Raw genomic sequence first — 24,897 nt, 5'->3', positions numbered from 1 at the left:
GTGCAAGATATAGATTCAATCAATTCAAAACAATATATAACTCTTTGCTGCTTTTTTAAAGTGTTACATCCATTAAATGTACCGGCAGCTCTTCTCCGGTTATGGCAACAACATCAAAGCGTATTCTCCCTTGCCAGTTTACCGTGTAAATATAGGCTTCCGCTGTTTCCTGGATCTTCAATAATTTTTTTTGTGTTACAAACTCTTCCGGAAACCCGTAGCGGTTATGCTTGCGGTATTTAACCTCTATAAAGCACATGCAATTGTTGTGCACGGCGATCAGATCGATTTCACCTTTACCGATCCGCAGATTTTTTTCAATGATTTTGTATCCTTGCTGTTCCAGGAAAGCACACGCCTTCTGCTCGCCGGCTATTCCCTTCTGTATATGCTCCATAAAAAAATGTATATTTGTATACTGATTGACTGTAGATGCATAAAAATACAAACAAAAGCGTATTAGTAGAAGATTTAGGCCTGATTGATTACCAGCAGGCCTGGGATTATCAGACACAGCTTTTCAATTCCACTATTGAAAAAAAACTTGCCCTACGTGATTTGCCCGAAGATGAGCAGGTTGCGCCGGGTAATTTCCTGATTTTCTGCGAGCATCCGCATGTATATACGCTTGGCAAAAGCGGAAAAAGAGAACATTTACTGATCTCAGAAGCACAATTGCAGCATGCTCAGGCAGCATATTATGAAATAAACCGCGGCGGTGATATCACCTACCATGGTCCGGGCCAATTGGTTGGTTACCCGATCTTTGATCTGGATAATTTCTTTACAGATATTCATAAATACCTGCGTTATATTGAAGAAGCAATCATCTTAACCCTGGCAGATTTTAATATTGTGGCGGGCCGTATCGATGGACTTACAGGTGTTTGGATAGAATCTGACAACCCTTTAAAAGCACGAAAAATATGTGCCATGGGTGTGAAAGCAAGCCGCTGGGTAACCATGCATGGCTTTGCATTAAACGTTCAGCCGGATTTAACTTATTTTAAAAATATTGTACCTTGTGGTATTGATGATAAAGCAGTAACATCAATTGAACAGGAATTAAATACTACTGTATCCATGCAGGCGGTAAAGGATTATTTATTAAAACACCTCACCGCACTGTTTGAACTGCATATTGAAAACACAACACATACAACATAAATTCCTTTGATGTTCGCACGTGGCAGCAGCCGCTCTGCGAAATAAAAGACATTACCATTAATGAAAAAAGATATTCCTTTCCCACCCGTTGAAGGCGTATATATTGCCATTGCTCAAGAAGTTTCAGACAGTATCTCCTGGAACGTTTATGTAGTAAACAGCAACGAATTTGAAATCGAAAATGTATTTGTACGCTCCAGGGGATATGGTGAAAAAGACGGTTTCCCGCAGGAAACATCTGTCTTACGCCATGCGATTCCAAATGTAGGTCCGAATGGATATGCCAAAATTGAATTGATTGATCCGTCTGTTTTTCATTTAAACAATGAATACTGGATCAGCTATTTTGTTGGAAAGCAGATCTATGACAAAAAATTCATTTTTGTACCTGAAACAATAATTGAACAAAACTTAGTTCCTATCCCGCAATTAGGTACTAAAGGCATACTGCACAGATAATTCATATTAATACCGTGTTACGGTATTGTTGAAACCTTTAACGTAATTTTTACGTTTAAAGAGGGACGTTATAATGAAGAATTTTGCATTATACCTATTTATAAATAACTTACTACTAATTACATAGATCGGAAGAAACGCACTAATGCAGGCAGAGGGTGAAAAAGTAGAACAGGATTTCCTACTAAAAGTAAGTAATCTCAGCACGCATTTCCGTACTGAAAGAGGAATTGTTAAAGCTGTAGACAATGTCAGTTTTACACTTAAGCGTGGTGAAACCATTGGTATCGTTGGCGAATCCGGCTCCGGTAAATCTGTTACTGCATTATCTCTGATGCAATTGATCCCGAACCCACCGGGTAAAATTGCAAATGGTACGATCGAATTCAATCATCCGCAAAAAGGTATTATTGATCTGGTGACACTGGATAAACAGGAAATGCAGCAAGAACGGGGCAACTCGATTTCCATGATTTTCCAGGAACCGATGACTTCACTGAACCCGGTATTTACCTGCGGGGATCAGGTTATGGAAGCCATACAATTGCACCAGAACGTATCCAAACAGGAAGCAAAAAAACGAACCATCGAACTTTTCCAGAAAGTGGAACTGCCCCGACCGGAAGCTATTTTTGATTCTTACCCGCACCAGATTTCAGGCGGACAGAAACAACGTGTCATGATTGCCATGGCCATGTCCTGCAATCCTTCCGTGTTAATTGCTGATGAACCTACAACGGCACTTGATGTTACTGTTCAGGCACGTATCCTAGAATTGATGCAGCAGTTACGGGATGAAAACAATATGGGCATTTTATTTATCACGCATGATTTGGGCGTGGTAGCTGAGATTGCCGATAAAGTAATTGTTATGTACCAGGGCAAAATTGTAGAGCAGGGCACTGTATATGAAATCTTCTCTAACCCGCAGCACCCGTATACAAAAGGCTTGCTGGCATGCCGGCCTAAACTGGATCTGCATCTGAAGGTATTACCTGTGGTGTCTGATTTTATGGAAATAGACGTGCATGGGAAATTCCTTGAAAAAGAACGTAAGTTTTCTTCCATTGGTGAAGCCATTTTATTCAACTACGTTTCAGACGAAGATATTATAGACCGGAACAAGGCCTTAGCCGTGCTTGAACCGCAATTAAAAATTAAAAATCTTAAAACGTGGTTCCCGATCAAAAAAGGTTTTTTAAATAAAACCGTTGATTATGTAAAAGCTGTAGATGATGTTTCCTTCAATGTATTTCCGGGAGAAACGATTGGCCTGGTTGGAGAATCCGGTTGCGGTAAAACCACCCTGGGGCGCAGTATCCTGCGTTTGATCGATCCTTCAGAAGGTTCAATTGAATTTGAAGGCGTAAACATTTTAGATTTAAACGAAAAAGAATTACGAAACCTGCGGAAAGATATCCAGATCATTTTCCAGGATCCGTACTCTTCCTTAAACCCACGTATGACCATCGGTGAAGCCATTATTGAACCGATGCGTATCAATAACATTTTAGACACGGATTTTGCCCGTAAAAAACGTGCTATTGAGTTATTGGAACGTGTAAACCTGAATCGTAAACAGTTCAACCGTTATCCGCATGAATTTTCCGGCGGTCAGCGTCAGCGTATCTGTATTGCACGCGCACTGGCCTTAAATCCGAAATTCATTATATGCGATGAATCTGTATCCGCGCTTGATGTGTCCGTTCAGGCACAAGTGCTAAATTTATTGAACGAATTAAAAGAAGAATTCAATTTTACCTATATCTTTATATCACATGATCTTTCGGTGGTCAAATTTATGTCAGACCGGATCATTGTAATGAATAAAGGTAAGATTGAAGAAATGGGGTATGCTGAAGATATTTATCATAACCCACAAACCGAATATACTAAACGACTTATTCATTCTATACCTAAAGGGAACCTGGAAGATATTCTTCGGGCCCAGTTAAAACGAAAGAACAAAGTCTGATCTTTTTCATGAGAAAAAAAACAACAACAACAGAACAAAGCGACACAAAAGGCGGAGAAAGCCTTAGATCAAAAACAACCAAATTTTTTAATAACAGCAGAAAGAATCCTTTCAGCTATAAAGAATTAATCAAAAAACTTCATCTCGTTCGCGATAAAGATAAAAAAGCACTGAAAGATGTGCTCGAAGATCTTGTACGTGAGGGTATACTTGCAAAAGATAAAAGTGGCCTGTATAGTAATGCCGGCAGCAGCGGCGGCGAAAGTCTGGTCACGGGTCGTGTTGATTTTGTCAACGCGCGTTTCGCTTACGTAATTCCTGAAGGAGAAAAAGCAGACAACGACATCTGGATCAGCAGCAATAAAATGAGCGGCGCACTTGATGGTGATATTGTACGGGTAGCTGTTTATAAAAAAAGCGGCGGCGGCAATAAAGGTACAAAAAGTGCTGAAGGTGAAATTGTAGAAATTGTAGAACGCAAGCGTACCTCATTCGTAGGCCGTATTGAAGTATCGGCGCGCCATGCCTTTGTGGTGCCCGACGGCCGCAAGATGCACGTAGATATTTTTATTCCGAAAGAACACATCAACGGAGCCAAAACCGGCGAAAAAGTTTTGGTGGATATTACTGCCTGGCCGACACGCGATGAAAAAAGCCCTACGGGAAAAGTTACCGAAGTGCTTGGTATGGCAGGTGAAAACGAAACGGAGATGCACGCCATCTTAGCAGAATTCGGTTTGCCGTATGAATTCCCGAATCAGGTTATTAAAGCTGCGCAGGACATAACAGCTGAAACATCAGAAGCTGAAATCAAGAAACGCCGTGACATGCGTGGAACTACAACATTCACCATTGACCCGGAAGATGCCAAAGATTTTGATGATGCCATTTCATTCAAATATCTTGACAATGGCAATTGGGAAATAGGTGTACACATTGCCGATGTATCACATTATGTACAGCCTGGCGATACGCTCGATAAAGAAGCATATCGACGAGCCACCTCTGTATACCTGGTAGACCGTTGCGTACCTATGTTACCGGAGCGGCTCTCAAATGAATTGTGTTCATTAAGACCCAACGAAGATAAATTAACCTTCTCTGCTATCTTTGAAATTGATGCCGATGCAAAAGTGCTGGACGAATGGTTCGGAAGAACCATCATTCACTCTACCCGTCGTTTCAGCTATGAGCAGGCGCAGGAAGTAATCGAAACACAGCAGGGAGATCTGGTAAAAGAATTAACCATACTGAATACACTTGCAAAGAAGATGCGTGCACAACGCTTTAAAGAAGGCGCTATCAGCTTTGAAACCGTTGAAGTAAAATTCCAGCTGGATGCAAAAGGCAAACCGCTGGCCGTTGTTCCTAAAGTGCGTAAAGATGCTCATAAACTGATTGAAGAATTTATGCTGCTTGCCAATAAGCGTGTAGCCGAGTTTGTATTCAATCTGCGCAAAGGCAAAGGCACATCCAATACCATGGTGTATCGTACGCACGATGCGCCAAACCCTGAAAAGCTGGCTTCGCTTGCAACCTTTGCAAAACGTTTCGGACACAAAGTTGAGCTGGACGATGAAAATGCGATTGCAAAAAACCTCAATAAATTAAGCGATGAAGTTGAAGGTAAGCCGGAACAGAACGTTTTGCAGAGTTTAGCGATCCGGACCATGTCTAAAGCCATCTACAGCATTGAGCCGGATATGCACTTTGGTCTGGCATTCAAACATTACTCCCATTTTACCTCTCCGATCCGCCGTTACCCGGATGTGATGGCGCACCGTTTACTGCAGCATTATCTGGATGGCGGTAAATCTGCCGATAAAGAGTATTACATTGAAGCTTGTGAGCATTCTTCGGCACAGGAAAAACTGGCGGCAGAAGCAGAGCGCAGCTCGATCAAATTCAAACAGGTTGAATTTATGCAAAGCAGTATCGGAAAAGAGTTTGAAGGTATTGTGTCTGGTGTAACAGAGTTTGGTATGTTTGTAGAAATTGTTGAAACCAAATGCGAAGGTATGGTACGCCTGGCAGACATGGATGATGATTTCTATGAAGTTGACACCGACAACTACCGGATCGTTGGTAAAAGAAATAAACGGATGATCACCTTGGGTGATTCTGTTCAGGTAATTGTTAAATCTACCAACCTTGAGCGCAGAACAATTGATCTGGAATTAGTAAAAAACAGTGATGGAAATAGAGACGTAAACAGAGACGCCCTGGATTTCAGCGATGCACGTAAACCATCAAAACGATAATCAAATATAACCTGTTTCTGACTACTGCATTAATTTAAACTAATATGTTACTTACTACGGAACGATTAACCAAAGACATTTCAAAAGCTATTTCAAAAGCTGAATTTGGTAAAGAACCCACAGAACTATACGAACCGATCCGATACATTATGGATTTAGGAGGAAAGCGCATGCGCCCGCTCCTGACCATTCTGTCTAATTATATCTTCACCGAAGATACGAATAACGTTATGAATGCTGCCATTGCGGTTGAAGTGTTCCACAATTTTACGCTCATGCACGATGATATCATGGACAACGCTCCCTTGCGCAGAGGAAAGGCAACCGTGCATGCAAAATGGAATACCAACATCGCAATCCTTTCCGGTGATGTAATGCTGGTTGAAGCATACAAACAATTGATGACCATTGATGAGAAATACCTGAAACAGGTGCTGGATCGTTTTAACGAAACAGCTGCAGGTGTTTGTGAAGGACAGCAGTTTGATATGAATTTTGAATCGCTGCCTACTATTTCGGTTGATGATTATATTAACATGATCCGCCTGAAAACTGCTGTGTTATTAGGTTTCAGCATGGAGCTTGGCGGTATTCTTGGAGATGCGGACGAAAAAAGCTGTACGTATTTAAACACGGTTGGAATCTCTGCCGGCATTGGGTTTCAGTTAAAAGATGATCTGCTGGATGTGTATGGTGACGCTGCTACCTTTGGTAAACAGGTTGGCGGTGATATCCTTGCAAACAAAAAAACGTTTTTACTGATCCGTGCGCTTGAAAAAGCAGCAGGCAAAACAAAGAAAGATCTGGAAAAGCTATTGACGGATAAAACCATTTCAGACAAGGCTAAGATTGAAGGTGTAACCAATATCTACGATCAGTTAGGCATTAAAGAAGAAACGGAAGCATTGATTCAGCAGCATTTTAATACAGCTATTGAGTCACTGGGCAAAGTAAAAGGATCTATTTTCCGCAAACATTATATTAAAGATTACCTGCTTGCACTCATTGGCCGCGAACAATAACACCTATTTTATTTACAACTCTTTCGTATGATCAATCTATCGGTAACAACTATTCTCATTGTCATTAATTGTGTTGTCAGCTATTTAGCACTGAACAACCCAACGGTGATGAACCGGTTGATCCTTACTCCTTATTGGGTAGAGCGTAAAAATGAATATTACCGTTTTATTACTTCCGGTTTTATTCATGCGAATTTTATGCACTTAGCTTTTAACATGATCTCGCTGTATTTTTTTGGATACATAGTGGAATCCAAACTGGGCGGCACCTTATTTATTTTACTCTACCTGCTGGCCCTTGTCATTTCAGACATTCCAACGTACCTGAAATATAAAAACAATTCGAATTATGCTTCTCTTGGTGCATCCGGCGCGGTTTCAGCAATTATCTTCGCTTCGATCTTATTTTATCCGGTGAATTTAATTTTTGTTTATTTCATTCCGGTTCCCGCATTTATGTTTGCTATTTTATATCTGGCTTACTCTTACTACATGGATAAACGCAGCGGCGATGCGGTAAACCACTCTGCACATTTTTATGGCGCGGTTGTAGGGTTGGTGTTTGTAGGTGCGCTGGATTACACACTCATTCCTGCCATGTTCACGACGATTGCAGATGCCGTACTGAATTTCTTCCGGTAAAAATCTTATATTAAAATAACGGTCATTCGGATTACCGCCGTATGATCTGTACCCAGCCTTTTTGCACCGGACAGTTTTTCAAGGTAAAGGAATAGTAATATACACCTTCGGAAAGCCCTTCCCCGTTCCAGTTGTTATAATATCTTTCTGCACCGAATACCTGTGCACCCCAGGCGTTATAAACCTCTAAACTTCCATAGTCTCCGTTTGTACCTTTAACCTCAAATGTTTCGTTATAGCCGTCTTTATTGGGTGTAAACAGATTCGGGAGTATTAATGAATACGAACTCAGGTGAATCGCATCTGCCACTGTGCCACAAGCATTCGTAGCTGTTACCGTATACGTACCGGCAGTTTTTACCGCATAGATCTGCGCATCCGATCCATCCTGCCAGCGGTATGTTTCAAAACCGTCGCCTGCATTCAGGGTAATGTTCTCATCCGGACACATGCTGTGATCGTTTCCGAAATCAATGCGCGGGAGTTTATCTACCGTTACCGTTTGTGTAATCACTGTGGCCGGATCAGAAACATAGCTTATCAGCTTTACCTGGAATGTACCCGGCTTAGAGAATAAATGTTTCGGGCTTTGCAGGGTTGAAGTATTCTGCGCGCCTGTAACCGGATCATCAAAGTCCCACAGGAACGCATAGCAGTTCGTATCTTTCAGTTCAAAGCTTGTAGAGTCCCCAACACATACACGTGTATGGCTAAAGGTTAAGGCCGAACAGAGCGGAGTTGTTAAAGGAATATTGGTTTTGAGATTTGAAGGTAGGTTTGGCCGGCACAGCGTATCCGTAACTAAGATAGTTAAAGCATCTGGCAATACGGGCAGGCAGGTAATCGCATTCTGATTACATAAAAGTGTTATAAGCGTTTCAGGAAGATTGGGTAAGATTGTAATTTTATTTCTATCGCATCTTAGTGACTCTAAGCCGTAAGGTAAATAAGGAAGCGAGGTTAACAAGCTATTCCTGCAAGTAAGATAACGTAAGGAGGCTGGTAACAAAGGAAGCTGTTCAATTGGATTTTCAGAGCAGCTTAAATTATCTAATCCTTGTGGCAAAGACGGAAGAACAGTTAACAAATTATGGTCTACATTTATTTCATATAATGCACTCGGCAAGACAGGCAAACTGGTAAGCTGATTGTATTCACTCCGTAAATAACGTAACGATTCCGGCAATGCCGGCAACGTGGTTAATTGATTATGCAAGCAAGCTATATGAGTAAGGGATTGCGGCAACCTTGGTAAAGATTGCAGCTGATTATTGTAACAGTATAAATAAATAAGTGAGTCAGGTAAATCCGGTAAAAGAGTTAGTTTATTATCATTACAAGCTAAATTTTCTAATGCCATTGGTAAATAAGGCAATGATGTCAATTGATTAATGCCGCAGAATAAATTAAGCAACGACGGCGGCAGTGCAGGTAATACAATCAGTTTATTGCTCCCGCATGACAAATCTTTTAAGCTGACTGGTAATGGCGGTAAAAAAGTAAGTGTATTGTTTTCACAATTCAAACGTTCTAACTGATCAAAATATTGAATGCCGCTTAGGTTTGAAATGGCCAGACTGGGAACGTCTATCTGTTTATTAGTAATTATGTCTATACATGTTGTATCCATCTTCCCTGCCTGCATACAGGATGGGAACCTGCTTTCCAGATAAGCCCTGAAATTGGCATCCGGAATGGAAACATATTGTGCATGAAGGGGTGATGAAACAGATAATAAAATCCCGATGTGGAATAAGAAAAGTAAATAATGACGCATTAAAAGAAACAAGTGGTAGAAAATCAAAGATACACTAAATGTATAACGTTCTTTTTTGTTTTATATTTTATCCTGTAAAAGATCCCATAATTTTTTCTAGCTAAACTCACTGAATATTTTTATATTCAATATAACAGCTATACCATCTATGAAAGTATTATTTATCATTAACCCGAATTCCGGAGCGGGCAGCAGCGCAGCTACCATTGCACGTATTCAGGAAGCTGCGGCTCTTAAAAACATCTCTACCTGCATTCTTTACACGACAGGTACCCGCGATGATGAAATGATCCGTAAAGAAATTGATCTGTATAAACCCGACCGAGTAGTTGCCGGCGGCGGTGATGGTACCATTCAGCTGGTAGCGCGAAACCTCATTGGTACAAATCTGCCGATTGTATTGCTGCCGCTTGGATCTGCCAACGGTTTGGCAACTTCGCTGGATATTCCAAAAGACGATGAAGCCCTGGCGGATTATATCTTCTCTGATTTACAGGCGATGCCGCTGGATCTGCTGCGGATCAACGACATTCATATCTGCGTGCATCTTGCAGACATCGGCATTAATGGCATGATGGTGAAAGAATATGAAGAAGGCGGCCACAGTGGCATGCTTGGCTATGCGCGCCATGTGGTGCATGCCGTGAAAGAAACGCCTTTAATGAAATATACGATCAAAACGGAAAAGGAAACATTGGAGCAGGAAGGATATATGCTGGCCTTTGCCAATGCAAACATGTATGGTACCGGGATTCAGATTTCTGAAGGCTCCGTGCACGACGGCATGTTTGAGATCCGCAACATCCCAAAGATCAGCTGGATCGATTTTATTAAAGCCGGGCTTACAAAGTTTAACATTTTTATCGATAAGCATATGTTTACCGATGTGATCAGCTGCAAACAGGCGGAAGTTTTTATTGACCGCAAAGTAGATTTTCAGATTGATGGGGAATACATCGGCGAAGTAAATTATCTAAAAATTGAAATGCTTCCTTCCGCAATAACCATTTTAATTCCATGACACCGAAACAACCCATACTGCTGAGCTTTTATGCGGTAACCAACGGCGAAAAACTGATGGTATTCGGGCACCTTACACATTCGTTTAAGAAAGACCTGAACTTTAAAGGTTTCAGTTCAACAAAAACTTTTTTCACATTATTATCCTTATACCGTACGCGCTTTGTAGCGAACCACGAAGTGGAGATTACATTCAATACCGGAAAATCAACGGTAACAACCGATGCAAAGGGTTCGTTTTTCTTAACCGCAGATCTGCTCACCGGACAAACATCTGTGCTGGATGTACAGATCGACGGCATTTCTGTAACCTTTATGCCTGAACTCTATGATCTGACTATTCACGAGATCAAAACAGATACAATTCTGATCTCAGATATTGATGATACGGTATTGCATTCCTATATCTCAAATAAATTCATGAAGTTCCTGACGCTGATGTTTACTGCAGCAGAACGGAGAAGAGCCGTAGAGCCAACCATGAAGCTGATCCGGGAACAGTATGCGCAGGGTGTTACCCCTTTTTATCTTTCAAACAGCGAACAGAATTTATATCCGCTCATCTACCGTTTTTTAAAACACAATAACTTTCCGAAAGGTCCGCTGTTTTTAAAAGAGATGCGTAAACTGCGGGATGTATTCCGTGGTAAAAAATTTCCGGAACAAAGTTTACATAAGCTTACCACACTGAATCTGCTGCTGCGCTTTTTCCCGGAAAAGAAATTTATTCTTGTTGGTGATAATACACAGCACGACCTGGATATTTATTTAAGTATGGCAGAAAAGTTTCCGGCATGCATTAAATACATTGTCATCCTTAAAGTAGTTAAACGGCCCGCAGACGATGAAGTTGTGGCTTATTCAACAGAACGGTTAAAGCAAAAACGTATCGGATTGTATTATGGAAATGAGTTTCCGAATCAGTTTAACTTAAAAAGTAACAGTACTCATACATAGATTACAAATTTATCTGCATCCTTTAGAATTCCTAAAGGATGCAGATAAATTTATTGTTTAATAATTTTTAACACCTGCGCATGATCTTCATTTTGAATATATAAAAAGTAAACGCCTGATGAAAAACCATTCATATTCCAATACGTTATCTCATCAATATTCTCATTCATTATAACTTGTCCAAACTCATTCACCAGTGAAGCAATACCATGTGCTTTTATGGTTAATATGCCAGACACCGGATTGGGATATGCAGAAAGTATTTTTGTTTCAACCGGTGCTCCATCTAAAATTGAGGTGCTTAAAGGCAATGTGTAGGTCCACATTGTTTTAGGATCAGATGATACTGTACCTAAAGCGACAACCTGTATAAAATATCTTTGATTAGGTTGCAAACCGGTATATGTATATGATGCCTGACTGCCAGTTAATGTAATGACACTTGAATATGAAATTCCATCTGTTGATATTTTCAGTTTGTATCCTGTGGGGTTTGAACCTGCTCTTGCAGACCATGAAACAGATATTTGATCTGTCTCAACGTGTGTAATCGTTGTATTAATTACAATGCCTTCTTTACCTCCCGAAATGAGTACTTTATAATCTTCCGTCTCACCAAATATCGCCTCTGTACACGGGTCATTCGTATAAATATAATTTCTAAGTCTTAAACGTGTATATCCATTAATAGCTGATACAGGAACAACAAAAGGTCCCGCATCAAAAGGAGCATCAGTACCTTCCGTATGGAAATTAACAAGTGCTTCTGACGGTTCAAAAATTCCATTTTGATTTACATCCAAATGCATATTAAAATCATACCATTCATCTCTATCATTTTTCATGGTGTATGCATAGCTATTCCCCGCTATAAGATTAATTGTTTTAGTAGCATATAGATCTGAATAGCCTTCTGACGTATACCCACAATTCCCCGCAGTATTATTAACGAAATTAATCGAAGGGATAGCAAATTCAGAAAGTTCAAAACTATAGCACCCAAAATTACTTTCAGGTAAACAATAACTTAACTCAGGGTTTATTACAGTTGTCATAACATCCGCTATAGAACTATATATAGTTCCGGTGACATGTTTTATCCGGTAAGAATACTCCTGATCGGGCACAACATCTGTGTCTGCATACACTTTAGGTGTTGAAACCGTAGTTGTTTTTACTGTTGAAAAATTAATTCCATCAATACTTCTTTCAATTATGTAATTATAGGCATTGGTATTATCTGTCCAGCTAAGGTCAATCGTGTTATCCTGTTGATTATAAACTCCGGTAAGTGTTGGAGGTATATCTTTAATAAATTGCTCCGTTACGGTGCTGTATAAAGCGCCATGTACATGTTTTACCCGATAAAAATATTTTTGACCCAGTGCAATATCCGAATCAACATACAATTTAGGTGTTGAAACCGTAGTTGTTTCTACCGGTAAAAAATTGACACCGTCAATACTTCGTTCAATCACATAATTATAATCATTCGTATTATCTGTCCAGGTGAGTTCAATCGTTTTGTTTGATTCATTGTAAACACTGTTGATAGAAGTCAACGCTACATCTTTAACAAATTGTATCAGATAATCTTCTGTTTCGCTATAGTTATACATTCCATTCGGACTGTTAGTATTATTTTGCGCAAACGAACGGATACGCATACGTTTATAACCTGTAGTTGCCTGAGACGAAACGGATACAGGAACTGAAACCGTCATAGGGCCAAATCTGTTTGGTTCCCGGTATTTAACTTCTCCGGCATCATCAAAATCACCGTCTCCATTTTCATCTAAATATACATACATATATGTAGGCCCCCAGCCTGTACCGCCATTACCATCTTCAATGACTTTAACTTTCAGATCAAGATTAAAATTTCCTCCGATGAAAAAGGCAGGAGTAGGTGTGAACGCATTAAACGTATAATTCTCTTGAATATTTGTTTGATTATTCAAACTTGTATTTGCAACAGAAACGCCCCCTATTGAAGAGAAATCAGTTACAGGAGCATCTAAAACGATAGGAATAATTGGATGTGCGTTGGCTGGCGTATAGCTTACGGAAGAAGAATAGGTAATACTGTTTAAATGCCGGGCTCTGAATAAATAGGCATTACCGGTACGGATATCTGAAAGTAAACTTTTCGTAACAGCAGCTTTAACACCAATCATTACAGTCCAGCTTCCGCCTCCATCCGTTGAATATTCAACGATTGTACCCAATGAACCTGAGCTGTTCACCCAGGAAATTTCATCATATCCCTGTTTTGCTGTTATTTTTAACGATGCCGGCGCTCCGGAAAGTCCGGCTCCCTGCATATCTGTATAAGAAGAATGATACAAAGGTATACTTGCAACCATGCGCTCATATTGCTGAGGCGTAAATTTGAATCCGCATTTGTTATCATAATAAGACATGAAGTTATCAAATGGCGGCGTGTATGGATCATTATTAAGATCTCTTGTGTTGGAAGTGACCACGCATCTTTCATGACTTAAAACTTCACCAATAAGCTGAGGTGCCTTCAGATCAGATGGGTCTGCTTCTGTATCACAAATTTCATCGCCGGCAGTGGCACAGTTTCCACCAACTCGCTTAACCTTTTCAACACCTTTTGCAAAATCAAAGGTATGAATCAATGTAAAAAAGTGCCCGAACTCATGAATTACTGTTCGCTCAGAAAGGTCAGCTAATTCAACACCGGATGGCCCGCCTAAACCTGCAATTCCCGGAGAACCTGACCAGCCATCCAGGATCCAGATGTTAGCGGTATTCGGATTTTTATAATTTGCAAGCAATTCAATGTGCTTTGCACCATCCCGTACAGGATATAAATAGTCATCATTGTTTATATAATCAATATTTCCATTTATATAAAACTGAATATGTGCGTTGGAGAAGACTCTGTTCAGGCTTAGCAAACTATGATACAGGGGTTCAAGAGAATTGTTTTTAGAATAAGAACCATTTGTATGGCGTACAAAATGTATCGTTAAAGGAATGTAAAGAATACCATTAACAGGAGATATACTTGCTGTTCTGGATGCCTGTGAAAAATGATCGTTTTGTTTCAATGTTTCGTGAAACTCATGCCCTACTCCACAGTGCTGGGCAATTGTTGAACCCGAAATAAGTAAGAGCATCAGCACAAGGTGCACTTTGTTAAAAATCAGTAAAATTAATTTCATATTAAAATCATATTTATCAATAAGATTACAATCTAGGTATTTCATCTTAAAATGACACTTTATTGCACAGATAAAAAAATATATTTAAAAAATAGCATAAATACTTTTTATAAAACAATTAGTTGAAACGGAAATACATTAATCTGATTTAATTATTTTATATACCTGACAAATATCCTGCGAATAAACACGCATCAGATACATACCCGGTTTCAATAGTGCCACATGCAGTATTGTTTCATTGGGTGAAGTAAAACACTGGATAATGGTGCCCGTCATGTCAGCAATTTCCATACGATCGACAGGCTTGATGCATTTCACATTAAAGATACCTGTATTGCTGGGATTGGGATACACCTGGATCAATTGTTCTGCTGCAGGACTGATCTTTTTATTCGTCAACGGAATACTGTTTGATTCATATGCCCCGATATCTGCAACATTTTCAGCCGGCCGCTGGTAATAATTAAAATCAAATGAAGGTGCATTGGTATTTATCCCGTGGTTGATCGCAGCACTTTCAGACGTCACATTCAGATCATCGTCTGCATTCCCCGAAATATTATCTGCGCCATTTACATCTCTAAACAGCGGATTACTTTCCACAGCATTTGTACCTTTTACTTCATTGGTCCAGTTATGGCCGCGGTAGCCATAGATAAGATTATTGGTTACAGATACTGTTGCCCGGCCTGATTTATCGGAGATCTGCATGGCATCGTTTTCCGAAACAATGTTATTAAAGACTGCCACATCAGACACATTCGCTGTCAGAATAATAATGCCGCCACCCCATCCGGTATTCGCATCACCAAAGCCATTATTATAAATTGTATTATTCATAATAGAGATATTTTTGCGCGGACCGTTCAGCACATAATCAGCAACAGTAATTCCGAAATGTGCGTTGCTGTACAGAATATTATTGAATACACGTACATCACTAACGGTACCGCCATCTTCAGAAGAAATTACGATCCCTTCTTTACATTGAAACACTTTATTGTTATAAATGTCAATATCATGCAGCGTCTTGTTCCAGCAATCAATGTAGATTCCCAAACGAATCAGATCGTGTACCATGTTGTTATATATTTTTCCGTTGGCACAATCTTCCTTCGCATCAATCCCTTCGCCACCGTTTGTTGAACCTCCGCTTTCATAGATTTCATTGTGATGGATTTCAAAATCCGACACACCGGAAAAAGTAATGCATTCCTGCGAACCCGTTGAAAGGCTCTGATAACAGGCTTTACGCACCGTATTGTGCGCGGCATATACATGCGATGAATGCCAGACACTGATGCCCGATGCACCTGTATTGTAGGTAGAATTATTTTCTACATAAATATGATCGCTGGATTCCACATAAATGCCAAACCAGTAAGCATTCTGAATGTTGAAATGCTGAATGCGGATATAGCTTTTATTAGTAACAGTAAACGTACCCGACCATACGGTTGTGTTTGCAGGCTCCTGTACCACTACAGAACCGACCCCAATAAATGTGATCAACGCGTCTTCGGTGCCGGAATGATTAAATGCTACTTTTTCAGCATACGTACCTGTCTGTACATATACTGTATCACCTGCCTGTGCGGTGGATGCCGCCTTTTGAATGGTTGCCCAGGGGGAGCCGATCAGGCCCGAATTACTGTTGGAGCCGCCATTGTTGGGATCGACGTAGTAAATAAAAGCTTTTGTGTAAAAACAGGTAGCGCAATATAGTAGCACAAGAAAGCGTGTTCTCATAGATGGTAACCGGACCGTATTAGTATTGAAACGAAAAATGTACCCGACCGTTTTAACAAACCAACATAATCTGTTCATTTCTTTTCAAAGCTGAAATGATCCCTCCGTATACGATGAGGCAAGAAGCCTTTAGCTTTCCGCATTTGTCTTTAAACTTGATATCAACAAAAAGAACTCCAATCCACAGATGTGGACAGGAGTTCTTTTTTTATACGTTTTAGTAAGAAACCTTACTTAAGCTTTTGCTTCAGCTACAGGAAGAACAGAAACGAATGAACGGTCCTGACGACCTTTTCTGAACGTTACTACACCGTCCGTTAAAGCGAATAATGTATGATCTTTTCCGATACCTACATTTTCACCCGGATGATGCTGTGTTCCGCGTTGTCTTACAATGATGTTACCGGCGATAGCTGCCTGTCCACCAAATAATTTTACACCTAGACGTTTGCTATGTGATTCACGACCGTTTCTTGAACTACCGACCCCTTTTTTGTGTGCCATGGTATTTAAATATTAAGCTTACTGAAATTAGTTAAGCGATGTGATCAAAACTTTAGTTAATGACTGACGGAAACCGACAGTTTTTCTAAATCCTTTTCTACGTTTCTTTTTGAAAGCCGTAACTTTGTCATCTTTAAGATGCTCAAGGATTTTTCCTGATACTGAAGCGCCTGCTACGCTTGGCGCACCTACCTGGTACTGGTTATTGTCGGCGAGTAAAAGAACGTTATCGAACGTTACAGCAGAGCCTTCAGCGCCTTCTAATCTGTAAACGTAGATAAAATGATCTTTTTCTACTTTGTACTGCTTGCCTCCAATTTCTACAATTGCGTACATGATCTTATTGGTTTATTTTTAATAAATAGGATTGCAAATGTACAGTTTCTCCGGCAAACAACCAACCATTATTCCGAATTAATTCAAAGTTGCACAGTGTGGAAAAGTTTCATTTATTTAAAAACGGTCAAAATAAGCTAAAAAAGGCCTGACAAATATTCACTTTTTTGTATTGAACTGTTTAACAGATGTTATCCATTTTGAGGCATTTTCTTACAAATCGAAATGTGGAAAACAGTATTCGGACCGACTTTGGTTTTGACTGCCAATTTTATCATTTTTGTATAGTGCCGATTGGGCTAGTCAAGTAATTCTTTTTTGATCTGTTCACATTACGAATGTTACAGCAATACCTAGCAAACACGCGCCGTGTCGCTATACTCTGTGATTTGTAAGTCTTGATTCAAATACGAAACTATTTACATAGAATACAGCAGTATAAGGGCTGTTATCTTTATACGCATTAATAATTGTTTGCACTGCAAAACGTACGCTACATATGAGTCTATTAGAAGAACCATTACTAAAAGAGAATAAGAACAGATTTGTTCTATTCCCTATTAAGCATGATGATATTTGGGCAATGTATAAGCAGGAAGAAGCGAGCTTCTGGACGGCTGAAGAAATTGACCTTTCTCAGGATCTTATTGACTGGGCTAATCTGAATGACGGTGAGCGTCACTTTATTTCGCATGTGCTTGCGTTTTTTGCTGCCAGTGATGGTATCGTAAACGAAAACCTGGCCGTTAATTTTCTTGAAAAGGTGCAGATCCCGGAAGCGAAGTGCTTCTACGGGTTCCAGATCATGATGGAAAACATCCACTCTGAGACCTATTCGCTGTTAATTGACACCTATATTAAAGATCCGAAAGAAAAAGACCGTTTATTCAACGCGATTGATACGGTTCCTTGTGTGAAGAAAAAGGCTGACTGGGCGCTTCGTTTCATCGACAATGGTTCTTTCATTGAAAATATTATCGCATTTGCAGCCGTTGAAGGTATTTTCTTCTCCGGTTCGTTCTGTTCGGTATTCTGGTTGAAAAAACGCGGTTTAATGCCAGGTTTGAGCTTTTCGAACGAACTAATCTCCAGAGACGAAGGTTTACATTGTGACTTCGCGTGTCTGTTGTATACGAAATACATCAACAATAAGCTTCCGGCGGAACGTGTGATCCAGATCATCCTGGAAGCCGTGGAGATCGAAAAAGAGTTCGTTACGGATTCCTTACCGGTTGACCTTATTGGTATGAACGCACGTCTGATGCAGCAATACATCGAATTTGTTGCAGACCGTTTACTGGTTGCGTTAGGTGTGCCGAAACAATTCAACGCAACCAACCCGTTTGACTTCATGGAGATGATCTCTCTGCAGGGAAAAACAAACTTCTTTGAAAAGAGAGTTTCTGAGTATCAGAAATCTGGTGTAATGGCAGAAAAAGATTCACAAAAATTCAGTCTGGACGAAGATTTTTAACCGTAAAATTCATTATATTTAATTATAAGATAACATTAAATCCTTTTTAGCTTTTGCTTATGTTAGTACTTAAACGAGACGGCAGACGAGAGTCTGTAAAATTCGACAAAATCACATCCCGCATCGAAAGACTTTGCTACGGGCTGGACATGAACTACGTTGACCCTACATCCGTTGCGAAACGAGTGATTGATGGGTTGTATGATGGTGTAACCACAGAGGAACTGGATCATTTAGCTGCAGAGACTGCTGCTTCTATGACTACCAAGCATCCCGATTACGCTACATTAGCTGCTCGTATTGCTGTTTCTAACCTGCATAAGAAAACAAGTAAATCGTTTGCAAACACGATGAAGCGCTTGTATACCTATGTAGATCCAAAGACGGGTGAAAACGCGTCTATGATCTCTAACGAGGTGTATGAATTCATCCGTAAGAATGCGGCGATCCTTGACTCTGCTATTATTTATGACCGCGATTACGGTTATGATTACTTCGGTTTCAAAACACTTGAAAAATCATACCTGCTGAAAGTGGATGGTAAAATCGTTGAGCGCCCGCAGCACATGCTGATGCGTGTATCCTGCGGTATTCACTCCGGTGATATCGACGCAGCGATTGAAACATACAACTTAATGTCTGAACGCTGGTTCACACATGCTACGCCTACCTTATTTAACTCAGGTACGCCAAAACCACAATTATCTTCTTGTTTCTTACTAACAACGCAGGATGATTCCATTGATGGTATTTACGAAACATTAAAACAATGTGCAAAGATCTCCCAGTCTGCGGGCGGAATCGGTCTTAGCATTCACAATATCCGCGCAACCGGTTCTTACATTAAAGGTACCAACGGTACGTCTAACGGTATTATCCCGATGCTGCGTGTATTTAACGATACAGCACGTTATGTAGATCAGGGCGGCGGAAAGCGTAAAGGGGCTTTTGCTATTTACCTTGAGCCATGGCATGCAGATGTATTTGAATTCCTTGACTTAAGAAAGAACCACGGTAAAGAAGAAATGCGCGCGCGTGATTTGTTCTACGCCATGTGGATCTCAGATTTATTCATGAAGCGTGTGGAAGAAAACGGCGACTGGTCCTTATTCTGTCCGCACGAAGCGCCAGGTTTGGCTGATTGCTATGGCAAAGACTTCGAAGCTTTGTATGAGAAATACGAAAAAGAAGGACGTGCACGTAAAACAATCAAAGCACAGGAACTTTGGTTTGCGATCTTAGAAGCACAGGTTGAAACAGGTACTCCGTACATGTTATACAAAGATGCTGCGAACCGTAAATCAAACCAGAAAAACTTAGGTACAATCAAGTCTTCGAACTTGTGTACAGAAATCATGGAATTTACATCGCCGGAAGAAGTTGCCGTTTGTAACCTGGCTTCTCTTGCCTTGCCTAAGTTCGTGATCAACGGAAAATTTGACCACCAGAAGTTATATGATGTAACGTATGTTGCTACGAAGAACTTAAATAAGATCATCGATGTAAACTACTACCCGGTACCGGAAGCAGAACGTTCCAACAAACGTCACCGTCCGATCGGTTTGGGTGTACAGGGCTTAGCAGATGCGTTCATTTTACTTCGTATGCCATTCGAATCCGATGAAGCAAAACAGCTGAACATCGATATTCACGAAACGATCTATTATGCTGCTATGACGGCTTCTAAAGATCTGGCTGAAAAACTTGGACCATACGAAACATTTAAAGGTTCTCCGGTATCAAAAGGAATCTTCCAGTTTGATATGTGGGGTGTAACACCTGCATCCGGCCGTTATGACTGGGAAGCGCTTAAACGTGAGGTGAAGAAACACGGTGTACGCAACTCATTATTAGTTGCGCCGATGCCTACTGCTTCTACGTCTCAGATCCTGGGTAACAACGAATGTTTCGAACCATATACATCCAACATTTACACACGCCGTGTATTATCGGGTGAATTTGTAGTGGTGAACAAACACTTATTAAAAGACCTGATTAAATTGAATCTTTGGGATGACAAGATGAAAAACAGACTGATCGAAATGAACGGTTCTGTACAAAACATCAACAACATTCCGCAGAACATAAAAGATCTGTACAAAACAGCGTGGGAGATCAAAGGTAAAACATTGATTGACATGTCTGCAGACCGCGGCGCGTATATCTGCCAGAGCCAGAGCTTAAACATCTTCATGCCGGAAGCAAACTTCGGTAAGCTTACATCGATGCACTTCTATGCATGGAACAAAGGCTTAAAAACAGGTATGTACTACTTAAGAACGAAATCTGCGGCAAACGCGATCCAGTTCACGGTAGAGAAACAGGCGGAAGTACAGTTAGCGCCTGGTACAACAGACCAGTCTATTGTAGACGCTGAGAAGAAAGCAAAAGACATGGCGTGTTCACTGGACAATCCGGAAGGCTGCGAAAGCTGCAGCGGATAGTTTCTTAGGAACAACGTATGAAATAATTAATAGGAACCCTGGCTTGAAAGAGCCGGGGTTTGTTTTTGGGAGGAGGGATTTAATTTTTAAATGATTGGACAATTATGGCATTAATACGAGCATCCTCTCTGGCGCCAGTCTTTAGCGCAGCGCGACTGGTGTCATTCATTCTGTAGTCTTTGACTACATTTCAATAACATTTTCTACAATATAAGATGTAGTCAAAGACTGCGAAATTATAGGCACTAGTGCCGCTTCGCTAAACACTAGCGCCAGGTTACTCCGGTACTTATTATAAATATTACTTGCAGCCTGCAATCTATGCATCACCTAGCGCCAGTCTTTAGCGCAGCGCGACTGGTGTCATTCATTCTGTAGTCTTTGACTACATTTCAATAACATTGACTGGTGTCTATTATTCCCCAGTCTTTGACTGCATTTCTATATATTACAAAATATAACGTAGTCAAAGACTACTAAATGGTCGGCACTAGTGACGCTGCGCTAAACACTAGCGCCAGGAGAAACACTGGCGGCAGGTTACTTCGGCACTTATTATAAAAACGTTACTTCCATCATACAATCTATCCCACCCGCATAATTACGCGCACTGCTGTATTTGTATTCTTCGGCAGATAATACAAAGCCTGCACGAACCGGATTATTGTGAATATATTCCAGGCGTTGTTCAACTAAAGCTACATTACTAAGTTCAACCGGATGATAGCCATTCTGCCAAAACTGGCACCTTTCGTTACTCGCATTTTTACTGCCTGCTCGTTCAAACATCCAGAGCATCCATTCTTTTTTACTTTCAAACGGATTATGCCGAATCGTATCCAGTAACTTATAGGATGTAAATTTTTTAATGTCACGAACAATAAAAGCAAGATTTACATGTGCATCTATTGCACTAATAATCAGATGCACGTGATTTGTCATAATGCAATATGCATGTACAATCAATCCTTTATGTTGCACGCAATAATTTAAACTATCGATAATAATGGAACGATATTCATCGCGCGTAAATACATCAATCCAGTTAACAACAGTAAATGTAACGAAATGCGCATATTGCCCATCTCCTATTATATTTTGAACTCATAACTGCTAATAGCTTGAAAAATAAAAAGTATTTTTCAAACTTAATAATAACATACATACAGTAGTGATTACAAAAGATAAATAAAATGATATAATGCAGTAAAAATTATCGAATCACAGATATAATCCTGAATCTGGCGTCAGTCTTTAGCGAAGCGTAACTGGTGTAATTTATTTGTAGTCTTGACTACTTTCCAATTATATATATTAAGAATGCAGTCAATCCGCCGCGGCGGACTGCGGAAATAAGGCACTAGTGCTGCTGCACTAAACACTAGCGCTAGAGAGGAAATAAAAAGTGATTTTTCGAAATTAATAATACAATAAACGCAGTCAAAGACTGTGGAATGCTAGACACCAGTCCCGCTTCGCTAAAGACTGGCGCCAGAATCCGTCAATCTGCCGCGGCGGACTGGCAAATCATAAACACCAGTGATGCTTCGCTAAACACTTCCACCAGCAGCATTCAGGTCGTTGTATTCTTGTCAGTAATACTAATACTTGCTCCTGAACAACACGCATTAAATATGGCAAGGGCTTTGATTGTTTTACAGCTTTTTTCATGGGCTATATCAATCAAAGACATTAAAGGGCTTCGCAGCGGAAAAGTCTCATTATTTGTATACGCGGATAAAAAAACCTTCTCCAATATTTTTTCTGCAATCTGGTCTTTATGAACAATACGTAAGACTTTGCTGTAAACCACCGGCGCATAAAAATCATAGAGCTCAGGCGTTAGTTTGCACTTATTTTTTTTGTTTTCTTGATTTTCAGCTGGTGACATACTATTTCAAATTAACATGTATAATTAAGATACAAAATATTCCGTTTAAACAACTTGTACGGGCTTACTGCAAAAACGCATAATAGCCTTAGCGGTTTCCGTTGGATGGCTCATATGAGGACAATGCCCATATGCTTCCAATACCACTAATGTATTATCAGGGGTATTTGCATGGATGTATTCCCCCACAGCCAATGGCGCGATCATATCGTCTGAACATTGTATGGTCAGGCTTTCAACAGGAATTAAGGGAAGGTCTTTTCTATTATCGGACAAAAAAGTAACCCTTGCAAATTGCTTTGCTATAATGGGATCAATCGAGCAAAAACTATCTGATAATTCACGTGTACGTTCATTCCCATTTTTTGAATCCATGATGGATGGTGCAATTGATCTGGCCCAGCTGATATAATCTTCTTCCATAACCTCGAATAGTGCGTCAATTGTTTCTTTGTCAAATCCTCCTATGTAATCTCCTATACTTATATAACATGGAGATGGACCTATGAAAACAAGTTTTTCAAAAATATCAGGTCTTTTTATTGAAGCTAAAGCTCCGATCATACAGCTAACGGAATGTCCGATAAATATTGCGTTGCTTAATTTTAATGCATCACATATTTCCATGATATCGGTTACATAGCCATCTAATGAGGCGTATTTTTCGGGATCATAGGATGATAAATCAGATTTTCCTGCTCCAACAAAATCAAGTAAAACAAGCTTGTAATTTTCGGTGAAAAAATTCTGGATGTATTTCCAGGCGTTCTGATCGCATCCAAATCCGTGAGCAAACAATAGTACTTTCTCTCCTTCACCTAAGATGGTTACATTGTTTCGTTTCAAGACATTCATCATATATGCATAAGCGTTTATTTTTATTACTTACATGTACAAAATCCTTTTATTAAAATGCTTTACTTCCACCCTGGTTCCAGTGTTTAGCAAAGAAGGGCTGGTGTATACATAGTGGGCCGCGGCGAATGACAATTACTCGCATTTTTACTTGCTGTTCGCTCAAACATCCAAATCATCCATGCTCTTTTGATTCAAACGGATTATGTCTGATCGTATCCAGTAATTTATACGATGTAAATTACTTTATGTCCCGAACACTAAAAACAAGGTTTACATCCTTGTCTGCTGTACGGACAATCAAATGTACATGATTGGTCATCCCGATAGCTTTCGGGAAAGGCATGTACAATCAATCCTTTATGCTTTATACAACAGTTTAAACTGTTGGTATAATTGTTCGGTATTCATCTCTTGTAAACACATCAATCCAGTTTACGCCAGTAAATGTACCGAAATGTGCATAGCACCTATCTCCTGTTTTACATTTGGAACTCATAGCATTCTCCGGTGGAAATGAAAAATAAAAAGTGATTTTCAAAATTAATAATAAAATACCTAAAATACTGATTACAAAAGATAAAAAATATATAATGCAGTAAAGATTATCGAATTACAGATATAATTTTGCATTTGGCGCCAGTCTTTCGATTACGCTTCCCCATTTTAAAAAAGATATACGGAGCCAATGTAAGCCAGACAGGAACCAGCAACCACAAATGTCCTCTAAACATATTATAATCATCCAGCAATTGAATCCAGGTATTTCCTCTGTAAAGACCAAATCCAAATTCAAAATCCAACGTTAAAAGCATCCAGAACAGGCCGAGCAGCAACGCTTTTGTAGATGATGCAGGCGGATATTTTTTAATAACAAAAAATATATACATGCCTATAAGTATAAGCAAGGTGAACGTAGAGAGCTGACGTGCTGCTATCTCGGAGAGATATTTTTTATATCCCAGATCCCTTGCTGTACCGTTAAGAATCGCGATAAAAAACATGGGAAACCAAAGTAAGAAGTATTTTATCATAGTAGTAATTGTTAAAGATGAGATCTATTCTAAAAAAACATAGCCTTTGTCTCAAACTTGAACATATTACGTTTAATAAATACTGATATATATCAATACTAAACATGCTGCTCGTCATTATTATAGCTGCCTG

General features: G+C 39.9%; 20 protein-coding genes. 10 read left to right on the top strand and 10 right to left on the bottom strand.

All coding sequences use genetic code 11. The features are described 5' to 3' along the window. Window positions 1–55: 55 nt before the first annotated feature. Window positions 56–397, bottom strand: coding sequence for a YraN family protein (locus tag CHU_RS02325; RefSeq protein WP_011583871.1), 342 nt, complete (start codon window positions 395–397; stop codon window positions 56–58). Between the two features lie 35 nt (window positions 398–432). Here CHU_RS02325 and lipB point away from each other — a divergent pair, with 35 nt between their 5' ends. The 6 genes from lipB to CHU_RS02295 all read left to right on the top strand — a co-directional run bounded on the left by lipB (window position 433) and on the right by CHU_RS02295 (window position 7,526). Next, a complete protein-coding gene (gene lipB, locus CHU_RS02320; protein ID WP_011583870.1) occupies window positions 433–1,167 on the top strand; it encodes a lipoyl(octanoyl) transferase LipB in 735 nt (244 codons plus the stop codon). A 60-nt stretch (window positions 1,168–1,227) separates the two neighbouring features. Beyond that, a complete protein-coding gene (locus tag CHU_RS02315) occupies window positions 1,228–1,626 on the top strand; it encodes a hypothetical protein (RefSeq protein ID WP_011583869.1) in 399 nt (132 codons plus the stop codon). Between the two features lie 145 nt (window positions 1,627–1,771). Beyond that, window positions 1,772–3,601 (top strand): ABC transporter ATP-binding protein, encoded by a 1,830-nt coding sequence (locus CHU_RS02310; RefSeq protein WP_011583868.1) that lies wholly within the window; start codon window positions 1,772–1,774, stop codon window positions 3,599–3,601. A gap of 8 nt (window positions 3,602–3,609) precedes the next feature. Continuing rightward, window positions 3,610–5,862, top strand: coding sequence for a ribonuclease R (rnr, locus tag CHU_RS02305; RefSeq protein WP_011583867.1), 2,253 nt, complete (start codon window positions 3,610–3,612; stop codon window positions 5,860–5,862). Between the two features lie 44 nt (window positions 5,863–5,906). After that, entirely contained in the window at window positions 5,907–6,884 is a 978-nt protein-coding gene (locus CHU_RS02300; protein ID WP_011583866.1) for a polyprenyl synthetase family protein, read from the top strand. Between the two features lie 27 nt (window positions 6,885–6,911). Continuing rightward, window positions 6,912–7,526, top strand: coding sequence for a rhomboid family intramembrane serine protease (locus tag CHU_RS02295; RefSeq protein WP_011583865.1), 615 nt, complete (start codon window positions 6,912–6,914; stop codon window positions 7,524–7,526). 31 nt (window positions 7,527–7,557) lie between these two features. On the opposite strand, the gene CHU_RS02290 is transcribed toward CHU_RS02295, so the two are convergent. Then, window positions 7,558–9,303 carry a gliding motility-associated C-terminal domain-containing protein gene (locus tag CHU_RS02290; RefSeq protein ID WP_011583864.1) on the bottom strand — a complete coding sequence of 582 codons (1,746 nt, stop codon included), beginning with the start codon at window positions 9,301–9,303 and terminating at the stop codon, window positions 7,558–7,560. Between the two features lie 148 nt (window positions 9,304–9,451). Between CHU_RS02290 and CHU_RS02285 the strand changes: the two genes are divergently transcribed. Further along, window positions 9,452–10,324, top strand: a complete 873-nt coding sequence (locus CHU_RS02285) for a diacylglycerol/lipid kinase family protein (protein WP_011583863.1) — start codon at window positions 9,452–9,454, stop codon at window positions 10,322–10,324. Continuing rightward, entirely contained in the window at window positions 10,321–11,280 is a 960-nt protein-coding gene (locus CHU_RS02280) for a phosphatase domain-containing protein (protein WP_011583862.1), read from the top strand. The genes CHU_RS02285 and CHU_RS02280 overlap by 4 nt, the downstream gene beginning before the upstream one ends. 50 nt (window positions 11,281–11,330) lie before the next feature. On the opposite strand, the gene CHU_RS18740 is transcribed toward CHU_RS02280, so the two are convergent. From CHU_RS18740 to rplU, 4 genes are all read right to left on the bottom strand, one after another. Then, window positions 11,331–14,474 carry a GEVED domain-containing protein gene (locus tag CHU_RS18740; RefSeq protein ID WP_143143955.1) on the bottom strand — a complete coding sequence of 1,048 codons (3,144 nt, stop codon included), beginning with the start codon at window positions 14,472–14,474 and terminating at the stop codon, window positions 11,331–11,333. A gap of 138 nt (window positions 14,475–14,612) precedes the next feature. Then, window positions 14,613–16,226: a right-handed parallel beta-helix repeat-containing protein gene (locus CHU_RS02270; protein WP_143143954.1), complete on the bottom strand. Its 1,614-nt coding sequence runs from the start codon at window positions 16,224–16,226 to the stop codon at window positions 14,613–14,615. A 234-nt stretch (window positions 16,227–16,460) separates the two neighbouring features. Continuing rightward, window positions 16,461–16,730 (bottom strand): 50S ribosomal protein L27, encoded by a 270-nt coding sequence (rpmA, locus tag CHU_RS02265; RefSeq protein ID WP_011583859.1) that lies wholly within the window; start codon window positions 16,728–16,730, stop codon window positions 16,461–16,463. A gap of 27 nt (window positions 16,731–16,757) precedes the next feature. Then, window positions 16,758–17,066 carry a 50S ribosomal protein L21 gene (gene rplU, locus CHU_RS02260; RefSeq protein WP_011583858.1) on the bottom strand — a complete coding sequence of 103 codons (309 nt, stop codon included), beginning with the start codon at window positions 17,064–17,066 and terminating at the stop codon, window positions 16,758–16,760. A gap of 499 nt (window positions 17,067–17,565) precedes the next feature. Here rplU and CHU_RS02255 point away from each other — a divergent pair, with 499 nt between their 5' ends. Further along, a complete protein-coding gene (locus CHU_RS02255) occupies window positions 17,566–18,540 on the top strand; it encodes a ribonucleoside-diphosphate reductase small subunit (protein WP_011583857.1) in 975 nt (324 codons plus the stop codon). Window positions 18,541–18,599: 59 nt separating this feature from the next. After that, window positions 18,600–20,984: a ribonucleoside-diphosphate reductase subunit alpha gene (locus CHU_RS02250; protein WP_011583856.1), complete on the top strand. Its 2,385-nt coding sequence runs from the start codon at window positions 18,600–18,602 to the stop codon at window positions 20,982–20,984. Window positions 20,985–21,539: 555 nt separating this feature from the next. Here CHU_RS02250 and CHU_RS02245 read toward each other — a convergent pair. The 4 genes from CHU_RS02245 to CHU_RS02230 all read right to left on the bottom strand — a co-directional run bounded on the left by CHU_RS02245 (window position 21,540) and on the right by CHU_RS02230 (window position 24,764). Next, window positions 21,540–22,025: an REP-associated tyrosine transposase gene (locus CHU_RS02245; RefSeq protein WP_238379385.1), complete on the bottom strand. Its 486-nt coding sequence runs from the start codon at window positions 22,023–22,025 to the stop codon at window positions 21,540–21,542. Window positions 22,026–22,557: 532 nt separating this feature from the next. Then, a complete protein-coding gene (locus CHU_RS02240; RefSeq protein WP_011583853.1) occupies window positions 22,558–22,875 on the bottom strand; it encodes a hypothetical protein in 318 nt (105 codons plus the stop codon). Between the two features lie 45 nt (window positions 22,876–22,920). Continuing rightward, window positions 22,921–23,733 carry an alpha/beta fold hydrolase gene (locus CHU_RS02235; RefSeq protein WP_238379329.1) on the bottom strand — a complete coding sequence of 271 codons (813 nt, stop codon included), beginning with the start codon at window positions 23,731–23,733 and terminating at the stop codon, window positions 22,921–22,923. 602 nt (window positions 23,734–24,335) lie between these two features. After that, entirely contained in the window at window positions 24,336–24,764 is a 429-nt protein-coding gene (locus CHU_RS02230; protein ID WP_011583850.1) for a hypothetical protein, read from the bottom strand. Window positions 24,765–24,897 lie beyond the last annotated feature (133 nt).

Source organism: Cytophaga hutchinsonii ATCC 33406, assembly GCF_000014145.1.
GTDB classification, from domain to species: Bacteria; Bacteroidota; Bacteroidia; order Cytophagales; family Cytophagaceae; genus Cytophaga; species Cytophaga hutchinsonii.
This window is presented reverse-complemented; position numbering and strand designations above follow the sequence as displayed.

Excerpts from the sequence above, each read along its gene's own strand:
- CHU_RS02240 (WP_011583853.1), bottom strand. The coding sequence starts at position 22,875 with ATGTCACCAGCTGAAAATCAAGAAAACAAAAAAAATAAGTGCAAACTA.
- rplU (WP_011583858.1), bottom strand. The coding sequence starts at position 17,066 with ATGTACGCAATTGTAGAAATTGGAGGCAAGCAGTACAAAGTAGAAAAA.
- CHU_RS02235 (WP_238379329.1), bottom strand. The coding sequence starts at position 23,733 with ATGATGAATGTCTTGAAACGAAACAATGTAACCATCTTAGGTGAAGGA.
- rnr (WP_011583867.1), top strand. The coding sequence starts at position 3,610 with ATGAGAAAAAAAACAACAACAACAGAACAAAGCGACACAAAAGGCGGA.
- lipB (WP_011583870.1), top strand. The coding sequence starts at position 433 with ATGCATAAAAATACAAACAAAAGCGTATTAGTAGAAGATTTAGGCCTG.
- CHU_RS02310 (WP_011583868.1), top strand. The coding sequence starts at position 1,772 with ATGCAGGCAGAGGGTGAAAAAGTAGAACAGGATTTCCTACTAAAAGTA.
- CHU_RS02280 (WP_011583862.1), top strand. The coding sequence starts at position 10,321 with ATGACACCGAAACAACCCATACTGCTGAGCTTTTATGCGGTAACCAAC.
- CHU_RS18740 (WP_143143955.1), bottom strand. The coding sequence starts at position 14,474 with ATGAAATTAATTTTACTGATTTTTAACAAAGTGCACCTTGTGCTGATG.
- CHU_RS02250 (WP_011583856.1), top strand. The coding sequence starts at position 18,600 with ATGTTAGTACTTAAACGAGACGGCAGACGAGAGTCTGTAAAATTCGAC.
- CHU_RS02270 (WP_143143954.1), bottom strand. The coding sequence starts at position 16,226 with ATGAGAACACGCTTTCTTGTGCTACTATATTGCGCTACCTGTTTTTAC.
- CHU_RS02290 (WP_011583864.1), bottom strand. The coding sequence starts at position 9,303 with ATGCGTCATTATTTACTTTTCTTATTCCACATCGGGATTTTATTATCT.
- rpmA (WP_011583859.1), bottom strand. The coding sequence starts at position 16,730 with ATGGCACACAAAAAAGGGGTCGGTAGTTCAAGAAACGGTCGTGAATCA.
- CHU_RS02325 (WP_011583871.1), bottom strand. The coding sequence starts at position 397 with ATGGAGCATATACAGAAGGGAATAGCCGGCGAGCAGAAGGCGTGTGCT.
- CHU_RS02285 (WP_011583863.1), top strand. The coding sequence starts at position 9,452 with ATGAAAGTATTATTTATCATTAACCCGAATTCCGGAGCGGGCAGCAGC.
- CHU_RS02295 (WP_011583865.1), top strand. The coding sequence starts at position 6,912 with ATGATCAATCTATCGGTAACAACTATTCTCATTGTCATTAATTGTGTT.
- CHU_RS02315 (WP_011583869.1), top strand. The coding sequence starts at position 1,228 with ATGAAAAAAGATATTCCTTTCCCACCCGTTGAAGGCGTATATATTGCC.
- CHU_RS02300 (WP_011583866.1), top strand. The coding sequence starts at position 5,907 with ATGTTACTTACTACGGAACGATTAACCAAAGACATTTCAAAAGCTATT.
- CHU_RS02230 (WP_011583850.1), bottom strand. The coding sequence starts at position 24,764 with ATGATAAAATACTTCTTACTTTGGTTTCCCATGTTTTTTATCGCGATT.
- CHU_RS02255 (WP_011583857.1), top strand. The coding sequence starts at position 17,566 with ATGAGTCTATTAGAAGAACCATTACTAAAAGAGAATAAGAACAGATTT.